This is a genomic window from Actinoplanes sp. CA-142083, from assembly GCF_050942195.1.
GTDB lineage: Bacteria > Actinomycetota > Actinomycetes > Mycobacteriales > Micromonosporaceae > Actinoplanes.
In genome coordinates, this window is sequence record NZ_CP192076.1 from 1674758 (window position 1) to 1683927 (window position 9170).

A 9170-nucleotide genomic window follows, 5' to 3' on the forward strand; every position below is an offset into this window, starting at 1 on the left:
ATTCTCATGGCGCTAGGTGCAGTCCCACCCCTGGAGGAACCGATGACCGCCACTCTCGAAGAGCGCGTCACTTCACTGGAGATTCGTATGGACCGGCTGGAAAGGCAGTCCGAGCACACCCAGGCCTTGGCCCGGCTCACCGGAGCGGTGGAGGAGCTCAAGGGCGGCTTCACGCAGATCGTCGGCGTGCTCGACACGCTGATCGAGCGCGACGACCGCCGATAGGCGACGCGGGCTGTACGAGGCCGCCGGGCTGGGGTGTGCACCTGATTTGCGCCGCCCCGGCCGGGTGGTGACGCGGACGTGGATCGAGGGTCACTGCCGGACGGGCGGGGTGCTGCGGCACCGCCCGGCCGGGCGTCCAGGAAACGGGTCAGCAGGGTCGCCACCCCGCAGGCGATGATCCGCAACCTCGAGTGATTTCGGCGCGGGCCGTCGCGCATGGCATCCTCGAAGGCGTGACTGCACCGCTCATGCTCGGCGACCGCGCCGTCAACCCGCCTGTTGTGCTCGCACCGATGGCGGGCATCACCAACGTGGCGTTTCGGCGGCTCTGCCGGGAGCAAGGTGGTGGGGTCTACGTCTGCGAGATGATCACCACGCGGGCTCTGGTCGAGCGGATTCCCAAGACGCTCAAGATGGTCGCGTTCGCCGAGGATGAGGACTTTCGCAGCCTTCAGCTCTACGGCGTGGACCCGGACGTCACGGCTCGTGCGGTGCGCATGGTCGGCGAGGACGGGCTGGCCGATCACATCGATCTCAACTTCGGCTGCCCGGTGCCGAAGGTCACCCGGCGTGGCGGCGGCTCGGCCCTTCCGTGGCGGCGGCGGCTCTTCGGGCGGATCGTGCAGCAGGCGGTGGCGGCGGCGAAGCCGTTCGGTATCCCGCTGACGATCAAGATGCGCAAGGGCATCGACGACGACCACCTCACGTACGTCGAGGCCGGCCTGATCGCGCAGGAGGCGGGTGTCGCCGCGGTGGCGCTGCACGCGCGCACCGCCGAGCAGCGCTACTCCGGCAAGGCCGACTGGGAGGCGATCGCCACCCTCAAGCAGGCCCTCGACGTGCCGGTGCTCGGCAACGGCGACATCTGGGAAGGCTCGGACGCGCTGCGCATGGTCGAGCAGACCGGCGTCGACGGCGTGGTCGTGGGCCGCGGCTGCCTGGGCCGCCCGTGGCTGTTCGCCGATCTGGAGGCCGCGTTCACGCAGGGCGCCGGCTACCGTCCGGTGCTTCCTTACCTGGGCGAGGTCGCCAAGATCATGTCCCGGCATGCCGAGTTGCTGGTCGACACGCTCGGTGACGAGAAGCACGGCTGCGCCGACTTCCGCAAGCACGTGGCGTGGTATTTGAAGGGCTTCCCGGTCGGCGGTGAGCTGCGCCGGAGCCTCGCGATGATCTCGTCGCTGGCCGAGCTGGACGACCTCCTCGAAAAGCTGGACCCGTCGATCCCGTTCCCGGCCGAGGCGCTGGGCCAGCCGCGCGGCCGGGTCAACGCGCCGGGCAAGGTCTCGCTGCCCTACGGCTGGCTCGAGAGCCGCGACGACGACACCGTCCCGGTCGGCGCCGAGACCGACGAGTCGGGCGGATGACCACGATCCAGGACGTGCTGCGGGGATCTCTCAGCTACGAGGACGGCCTGGACGCGCTGACGGTGGCACCGGCGGGAGAAGCCGACGCGGCCATGCGCGGCGCGGTCGCCGAGGGCGTCGATCGGCTGGTCCGCGGTGGGTGGCAGCCGGCCGAGCTGCATCGGGTCGTGGCAAGGCTGGGCAATCCGGTCCAAGCTCACCTGATCGCCGAGGCCACGAGAGCCTATATATCGAAATTTCCGGACATAGATCCCCGGTGGCGTGCACAAGCCGACGACCTCCCGGGCGGCAACAACAACCGCGATCGCATCAAAACCCTCGACGCCGGCCTCGGCCTCCTGATCGAGCTGCGCAAGCTGCCGACGATCGACAAGCTGATCCCCGCCCCGGGCGACAAACCGGAAAAACGCCTTCGCGGCGCCGACAACCGGGTCCTCGAGCGGGTGCGAGCGCTACTCGCCAAGGCCGAGTCGACCGACTTCCCCGCCGAGGCCGAGGCCTTCTCCGCCAAGGCCCAGGAGCTGATCGCCCGGCACAGCATCGAGGAGGTCCTCGCCGCCACCCCGGACGAGACGCCGCTGGCCCGCCGCCTCGGCGTCGATCACCCCTACGAGAGCGAGAAGGCCAGCCTGCTCGACGCCGTGGCGCGCGCCAACCACTGTCACACCGTGTGGTCGCCCGAGCTGGCGTTCTCGACGGTCTTCGGCTTCGACGCCGACATCGACGCGGTCGAGTTGCTCTACACCTCGCTGCTCGTGCAGGCCAACCGGGCGATGGCCCGCGACGAGCCGGCCAAGGGCAAGGCACGGATCAAGGCGTTCCGGCGGAGCTTCCTGGTCGCGTACGCGGTGCGCATCGGCGAGCGCTTCGAACGCGCGACCCGCCACGAGATCGAGCAGCACAGCGATCTCCTGCCCGTGCTGCGGAGCCGTGACCTGCAGGTTCAGGAGGCGGTGACGCGCGCCTTCCCCCGTACGGTGAAAGCCCGCGGCAGCCGGGTCGACAGCCTGGAGGGATGGGAGTCCGGCCGCGCCGCGGCCGACGAGGCGAAATTGGCTTGACCGCCGCGGGAGCATGGACGCATGCCTTCACCACCACGCTGATCGAGAACCCTTTACGCCGTCCGAGCCTGCTCCGACGGAGTCCTGCTCTACCCGGTCTACGCGCTGCTCTTCGCCGACGCGGGCCTGTCCACCAGCCAGATCTCCACCCTGTTCGCGATCTGGTCGGTCGTCTCGTTCGCCTTCGAGGTGCCGTCCGGCGCGCTGGCCGACGCCTGGTCCCGCCGCGGCCTCTATGCGATCGGTGAGCTGCTCACCGCCGCCGGTTACGCGCTGTGGCTGATCTGGCCGGCCTTCCCGGGTTTCGCGCTGGGCTTCGTGCTGTGGGGGCTGGGCGGCGCGCTGGCTTCCGGCTCGCTGGAGGCGCTCGTCTACGACCAGGTCGGCGACGACTATGCCAAGATCATGGGCCGCGCGGGCACGATCGGCATCCTCGCCACCCTGGCCGCGACGCTGCTTGCCGCGCCGTTGCTCTCGGTGGGCGGCTATCGCCTGGTGGGCATCGCCAGCATCGCGATGGTCACGCTGGGTGGTCTCCTCGCGCTTCGACTTCCCGCCAATCGGGCAAGCGCAGTCGATCGTACGGGTGAGGAAGCCGACGACCACAGCACGGGCAGTTACCGGGAGCTGTTGACCTCCGGGTTGCGCGAGTCGGTACGCGACAAGTCCACGCTGCTCGCCGTCACGATCGCCGCGCTCCTGCCCGGGTTCACCGCCCTCGACGAGTACCTCCCCCTGCTCGCCCGCGACATGGGCGCGCCCACGGTAGGCGTACCCGTCATCTATGGCCTCGTGGCACTCGCGATGGCCGCCGGAAGCGCCCTGGCCGGCCGCCGCATCGCGTCAATGCCCTTGATCGTCGCCGGCTCGGCGGTGCTGATCGCCGCCGGCGCGCTGATCCCGCACCTGACCGGCATGATCCCGATCGCCGCGGCGTTCGGCCTGCTGCAGTACGCCATGGTCCGCGCCGAGACCCGCCTCCAGGAGTCGATCACCGGGCCGGCGCGCAGCACGGTCCTGTCGGTGAGCGGCTTCGGCGCCGAGGTGTTCGCGGTGCTGCTGTACGCCGGCTTCGGCCTGCCCGTGCCATTGACGCTGCTCTTCGCGCTGGCCGCGATTCCGCTGCTGCTGACCGCGGCGCTGGAAATCGCCCGCCGGGGATGAGGGGCCGCCGGGCGCTTCCGCCGACCATGAGCGTTGAGGAGCCATCCCCTTCAGGAGCGCGAGATGACGACGTTCACGGTGTGGAAATTCGACAGTCCCGACGGCGCCCAGGGCGCCTCCGAGCAGCTCAAGGACGCCCAGGCCGAGGGCCTCGTGAAGGTGCTCGACCACGCGGTCATCCGGTGGCCGGTGGGCGCCCCGCAACCCGAGAAGCTGCAGCACGGCCACGACGGCGTGTGGCGCGGCGCCGGCTGGGGCGCGCTGTGGGGCCTGCTGGCCGGCGCGCTGTTCCTGGTCCCGGTGATCGGCGGCGCGGCCGGCGCGGCGATCGGGGCGATCAGCAAGGCCACCGAAGACTCCGGCATCGACAAGAAACAGCTGGAGACCATTCGCACGGAGATCACCGAGGGCACGTCCGCGCTGTTCCTGGTCACCGACCAGGGCAACCTGGACCGCCTCGGCGAGCGATTCCACGGCATGGGCCAGCACAGCAAGCTGATCCACACCAATCTCACCGAGGGCGAACGCGAGATCCTGCTGCAAACCTTCGGCGGCGGTTCCGCCAATCCGCAGCCGTACTGACGCGCGGCCGGCCGGCGGACCCTCAGCCGCCGGTCGGCGCCGTCGCGTCCGCGTCGGCGCCGCGGTGACTCGTCCTGAGCGGGGAGGGCGCCCTTGCTTGCCCTCCCCGCCGGGAGCGGGACATGGCGTCGTCCAGATCAGACGTCGAGGTCGTTCTCGATGCGCCTCAGCTGGTGCCGGGACATGGCCAGGTTGGCGCGGTCGCGGCGCAGGGCCAGGTACAGGAACAGCCCCTTGCCGGAGCGGCTCGTCAGAGGGCGGATCATGTGGTACTGGGTGTCGAGCGTGATGAGGATGTCCTCGATCTTCTCGGAGATGTTCAGCATCTCCATCGCCCGCAGCTTCGCCCGGACCACGTCCGTGTTGCCGGCCGCCGCGACCGTCAGGTCGAGCTCCTTGCCGCCGCCGACGGTGCCCAGCGCCATGCCGCTCGTGTGGTCCACGAGGGCGACGCCGATCGCGCCGTCGATCTCCATGATTTCCTTGAGTGCGGTGTCCATGTCGCCCATGGGTAGGTCCTCCGTATGCGGTGGGATGGCGGTCCGCCCTACGGCGGTACCGGTAGCGCCCGCGGCCTTGTGCCGCGGTGCGGTCAACCCGTCGCCTGCCGGCGCCGGGCGTTGTTGGGCAGGGTGGCCATCGGCGTGCGCCGCGCCAGCGGCGCCGCCGGGCCGGCCTGCGTGGGTATCTCCGGGCGGTTCTGTTTCGCCTCGATCGCCAGGATCTTCACGAGCCGGCGTACGCATCGGCGCGCCTCGAGGTGCACCATGGCGAGGTTCGCGTCGCCCGACGTGACGAGGGTGAGCAGCGAGTTCGGGCCGGCGGTGTAGGTCGTGATGTAGCCCCGGTCGCACTCGACCACCGATTCCCGCAGCTCGCCGTGGTTCACCGCGTGCGCGAACCGCCGGGCCAGCGCGAGATGTGCCGCGGCCAGCGCGGCGAGACCGTCCGGCTCGATGCCGTGCGCGTCGTGCGCGACCACCAGCCCGTCGGTGGTGGCGAGAACGCTGCCGGACAGCTCCGGCACCCTGGCACGCAGGCGGTCGAGCTCCTGGAGCACCGCCGGGTCCACGGTCATCCTCGGTCTCGCTTTCTTTCTGGGAGGTCGGAGGCCTCGGGAAGGTCGGAGGCGCGCGTGTCACCGCAGGGCCCGCAATGCGGTGCGGATGCGTTTCAGCAGGACTTCGTCGGTGCCGGGCGCTGCCGGGGGCGCCTCGCCGGCGACCTCTTTCGGCAGTTTCGCCCCGGGTTTCCGGCGGGCCAGGCGGGGCGGCCGGTACACCGTCCCGTTGGCGTTGGTCTCCTCGGTCAGGGCCGGCGACGTCTGGGCCGGCGACGGCGGGGGATCGGGGACGGCGGGGCGCACCCCGCTGACGACCGGCACGGTCGGCGAGTCGTCCGGGCGGATCTGCGGACGGCGTACGTCCACGGCGGTGCCCCGCGCGCGGGGGAGCCGCACGAACTCGGGCACGTCCGCCGGGCGTACCTCGGGAAGCTCGAGCAGGCCCAGGGCCGCGAGCCGGCGTAGCTCCTGGACGGTCGCGTAGCCCGCCCGTCCCAGCAGCTGCGCCAGGTCGGACGGCGTGCGCTGCCCGTCGGCGTGCACCAGCAGCTCCCACTGCGGCGCGGTCAGCGTGACCCGCTCCCGCGGCGGCCGGGGGACCGGCGTCACGATCGCGGTGTCCACCCGCGGGTCGGGGAAGATGTCGTCGAGCAGCTTGACCCGCCGGCGCACCTCCCGGGTGACCGCGGCCGGGTCGATGTGCACGACCGGGCCCAGCCAGTGGGTGGCGCCGCCGAGGAACTCGACCGGCGCGTTCGCGGGCGAGAGCGCGAAGTACGCGGCGTCGTAGGTGGCGCCGAGCACGCACAGCTCCAGCTCGCCCTGGGTGAGGTGCCCGTGCTCGACGAGCAGCCGGCCCACCCGGGCGGTCGAGGTGCCCTGGTCGAGCGCGTTCTGCCAGGTGCGCCCGGCGAGCCGGCCGGACGCGGTGAGCAGCTCGCCCACCCCCGGCGCGGCCGGCGACTCGGCGTAGATGACCCGCCCCTCGAGGACGTAGACCGCGCCGCCCGGGTGGCCCCCGACCACCAGCACGCCGGTCTGCCGCTCCCCGGCGACCTGCGAGAGCAGGCGCGCGGGTGCGGCGGTCTTCGAGGTGGTCAAAGCGGCTCCTAGTGAAAGACCAGGTTGTCGGCGAGGGTCTGCATGCGGCGGCGGGCCACCGCGAGGTTCCCCTGCGTCCGGTCCAGCCAGACGTAGAGGACCAGCCGGCTGTCGAAGTCGGTCTGCACGAGGCGGAGCAGGTGGTAGCCCCCGGCGGTCGTGATGATCAGGTCTTCGAGCAGGTCGTGCGGAAGGGCCGAGACGAACAGCGAGCGGCTGTTCGCGGCCTGGACCACGTCGGCCGTGCCGGCCGCGGCGGCCTCGTGGTCGGAGTTCGGTGCGGCTCCGGTCGTGGCGACCGGGAAGCCGGTGGTGTAGTCGACGATGCTGGCGCCGACCGCGCCGGGTATCGCCATGGCCTCCTGCAGACAGTGATCGACGCCGGGCACCCATATCCCCTTGCGTGGTTCTCGCCTCCGTGGCGCGGCCATCGAGAAACTCCGTGCCGTCACCGTGGGCCATCCTGCGGCGACCCTGCGACGACAAGTCGCACCCGCTGTGCGTCCGTTGTTCCGGCCCGCCGAGATCTGCCCCACGCCTCGCATCCTCACGCGCGTCGAAATGTGCCGTCGCACGCCGGGTGCGCCGTTCCGGGCGGGGTACGGCCGCCAGAGGCGCGTAACATGATCGTCACTTTTCGATAAGGAGGGGGCCATATGCCGATCAGCTGGGAACAGGTCGTCGTGGACGCCGACGATCCACACCGCTTGGCCCGATGGTGGGCCGAGGCGCTCGGGTACGTGATCGTGCACGAGGCGCCGGACGAGGTGGAGATCCGTCGATCCCCCGGCGAGTTGCCCGGCCTGCTGTTCGGCGCCTCACCCGACCCCAAGACGGTGAAGAATCGCCTGCACATCGACCTGCGCCCGGACGATCAGGAGGCCGAGGTCGAGCGGCTGGTCGACATGGGCGCCCGGCCCGCCGACATCGGCCAGGGCGACGTTCCCTGGGTCGTTCTCGCCGACCCCGAGGGCAACGAGTTCTGCGTGCTCGCCGCGCGGAAACCCGCGGCGAAGGGTCAGTAGCGGAAGCGGCTGATAAGCGTCTGGATCTCGCCGGCCGCCGAGCTCACCAGCTCGGCGGAGCCGCGCGTGGTGTTCGCGCTCTCGGCCGTGGCTTCCGTCGAACGGGTGATGTTCGAGACGGTCCCGCTGATCTCGGCGGCGGCCGACGACACCTCGCCCACGTTGCGCGACATCAGATCCGTGGTCGACGACTGCTCCTCGACGGCCGCCGCGATCGTCCGCTGACCGTCGTCGATCTGCTGGATGACCGCGGTGATCGCCGCGATCGCGTCCGCCGTCCCCGAGGTCATCTCCTGGATCGCCGAGATCTTCGTGGTGATGTCCGCGGTCGCCTGCGCGGTCTCCTGGGCCAGGTCCTTCACCTCGGTCGCCACCACGGCGAAGCCCTTGCCCTGCTCGCCGGCCCGGGCCGCCTCGATCGTCGCGTTCAGCGCCAGCAGGTTGGTCTGCTCGGCGATGTTGGTGATCAGCTGCACGATGTCGCCGACCTCCCGGCTCGCCTCGCTCAGCTTCGCCACCGCGTCGGCCGTGCTCAAAGCGTTCCGGTTCGCCTCGCCGGTGGTGATCGACGCCGACGCGGTCTGCCGGGAGATCTCCCGGATCGACGACGCCATCTGCTCGGTCGCGCTCATCATGTCCATCACCGACGACGACACCTGCTGCGCCGACGCGTCCGCGCTGCGCGCCTGCACCGAGGTCTGCTCGGCCGACGAGTCCAGGTCCCCGGCCAGCGTGCGCAGGTCGACGCTCGCCGCCGACAGCGTGCCGACGCTCGCGGCCGTCGCCGCCACCGTCTCGCGCAGCGAGCCCATCGCCTCGTTCAGCGCCCCGGCCATCTCGCCCAGCTCGTCGCGGCGGATCGTCGGCACCCGCACGGTCAGGTCGCAGGCGGCGGCCGCGCGCAGTCCGGTCAGCATCTCGCGCAGCGGCCGGCGGATCGCCCGCAGCGTCGACCACCCCGCCAGCGCCGTGATCACGGCGCCGGCCAGGCCGGCCAGCCCGATGATCCAGTTGCTCTTCCGGGCCGAGGCGACGCCCCGGTCGCTCGCCTCCTTGACCGCCGTGAGCATGTTGTCGTCGAGGGCGCCGAGCTTCTCCTCGAGCTCCGAGTAGATCGTCAGATAGTCCCCGAGCTGCGACTCGGCCTTGTCATGATCGGTGGCGGCGGTGGCGACCAGCGAGGTGGCCGTGTCCGCGTACACCTGCAGGCGCGGGCGCACCGCCGCGTACTCCGCCCGCAGGCTCGCCGGCGCCTCGGCGGCCGCCGCGTCGTACATCTCCATGATCGTCTGGGCGTGGTCGGAGACCTCTTCCACGCCGTACTTCGTCCGCTGGGCGTCGGTGGTCGCGTACATCGCCGACATCACGTCCGCGCGCAGTGCGTCGTGCATCATGTCCGCGTTCCACTGGTCGCTCATGCCGTCGCTGACCCGGGCCATGTCCCGGCTCGCGTCGGCCTGCACCGACGAGCTGTAGATCGCGAAGCCGACCACCAGGCCGACCGAAGCCAGCCCAGCGGCGACCATGACCAGCAAGCGCGCGACGATCGTGATCCCGCGCGACGGCGAATCGGACTCCACGG

Annotated in this window: 11 protein-coding genes; 6 read left to right on the forward strand and 5 right to left on the reverse strand. The window is 71.1% G+C overall.

Going from position 1 to position 9170, the window contains the following annotated elements; translation table 11 throughout:
- The first annotated feature begins 42 nt into the window (after positions 1-42).
- The 5 genes from ACQPZX_RS08050 (at position 43) to ACQPZX_RS08070 (ending at position 4399) form a co-directional block, all read left to right on the forward strand.
- On the forward strand, positions 43-225 hold the full coding sequence (locus ACQPZX_RS08050) for a hypothetical protein (RefSeq protein ID WP_433376558.1): 183 nt from the start codon (positions 43-45) through the stop codon (positions 223-225).
- A gap of 248 nt (positions 226-473) precedes the next feature.
- Positions 474-1592 carry a tRNA dihydrouridine synthase DusB gene (dusB, locus tag ACQPZX_RS08055; RefSeq protein ID WP_433385084.1) on the forward strand — a complete coding sequence of 373 codons (1119 nt, stop codon included), beginning with the start codon at positions 474-476 and terminating at the stop codon, positions 1590-1592.
- Positions 1589-2653 (forward strand): DUF2786 domain-containing protein, encoded by a 1065-nt coding sequence (locus ACQPZX_RS08060; RefSeq protein WP_433376561.1) that lies wholly within the window; start codon positions 1589-1591, stop codon positions 2651-2653. Before dusB ends, ACQPZX_RS08060 begins: the two co-directional genes overlap by 4 nt.
- 105 nt (positions 2654-2758) lie before the next feature.
- Entirely contained in the window at positions 2759-3817 is a 1059-nt protein-coding gene (locus ACQPZX_RS08065) for an MFS transporter (protein ID WP_433385087.1), read from the forward strand.
- 63 nt (positions 3818-3880) lie between these two features.
- Entirely contained in the window at positions 3881-4399 is a 519-nt protein-coding gene (locus ACQPZX_RS08070) for a DUF1269 domain-containing protein (protein WP_433376563.1), read from the forward strand.
- Positions 4400-4536: 137 nt separating this feature from the next.
- On the opposite strand, the gene ACQPZX_RS08075 is transcribed toward ACQPZX_RS08070, so the two are convergent.
- The 4 genes from ACQPZX_RS08075 to ACQPZX_RS08090 form a co-directional block, all read right to left on the reverse strand.
- Positions 4537-4908, reverse strand: a complete 372-nt coding sequence (locus tag ACQPZX_RS08075; RefSeq protein ID WP_433302043.1) for a hypothetical protein — start codon at positions 4906-4908, stop codon at positions 4537-4539.
- A gap of 83 nt (positions 4909-4991) precedes the next feature.
- Entirely contained in the window at positions 4992-5477 is a 486-nt protein-coding gene (locus ACQPZX_RS08080) for a roadblock/LC7 domain-containing protein (RefSeq protein WP_433376566.1), read from the reverse strand.
- A gap of 60 nt (positions 5478-5537) precedes the next feature.
- Positions 5538-6563 (reverse strand): DUF4388 domain-containing protein, encoded by a 1026-nt coding sequence (locus tag ACQPZX_RS08085; protein WP_433376569.1) that lies wholly within the window; start codon positions 6561-6563, stop codon positions 5538-5540.
- 8 nt (positions 6564-6571) lie between these two features.
- Positions 6572-6952: a hypothetical protein gene (locus ACQPZX_RS08090; RefSeq protein ID WP_433376572.1), complete on the reverse strand. Its 381-nt coding sequence runs from the start codon at positions 6950-6952 to the stop codon at positions 6572-6574.
- Between the two features lie 267 nt (positions 6953-7219).
- Here ACQPZX_RS08090 and ACQPZX_RS08095 point away from each other — a divergent pair, with 267 nt between their 5' ends.
- Positions 7220-7588: a VOC family protein gene (locus ACQPZX_RS08095; RefSeq protein ID WP_433376575.1), complete on the forward strand. Its 369-nt coding sequence runs from the start codon at positions 7220-7222 to the stop codon at positions 7586-7588.
- Here ACQPZX_RS08095 and ACQPZX_RS08100 read toward each other — a convergent pair.
- Entirely contained in the window at positions 7582-9168 is a 1587-nt protein-coding gene (locus ACQPZX_RS08100; RefSeq protein ID WP_433376578.1) for a methyl-accepting chemotaxis protein, read from the reverse strand. The two genes, ACQPZX_RS08095 and ACQPZX_RS08100, sit on opposite strands and share 7 nt — an antisense overlap.
- Positions 9169-9170 lie beyond the last annotated feature (2 nt).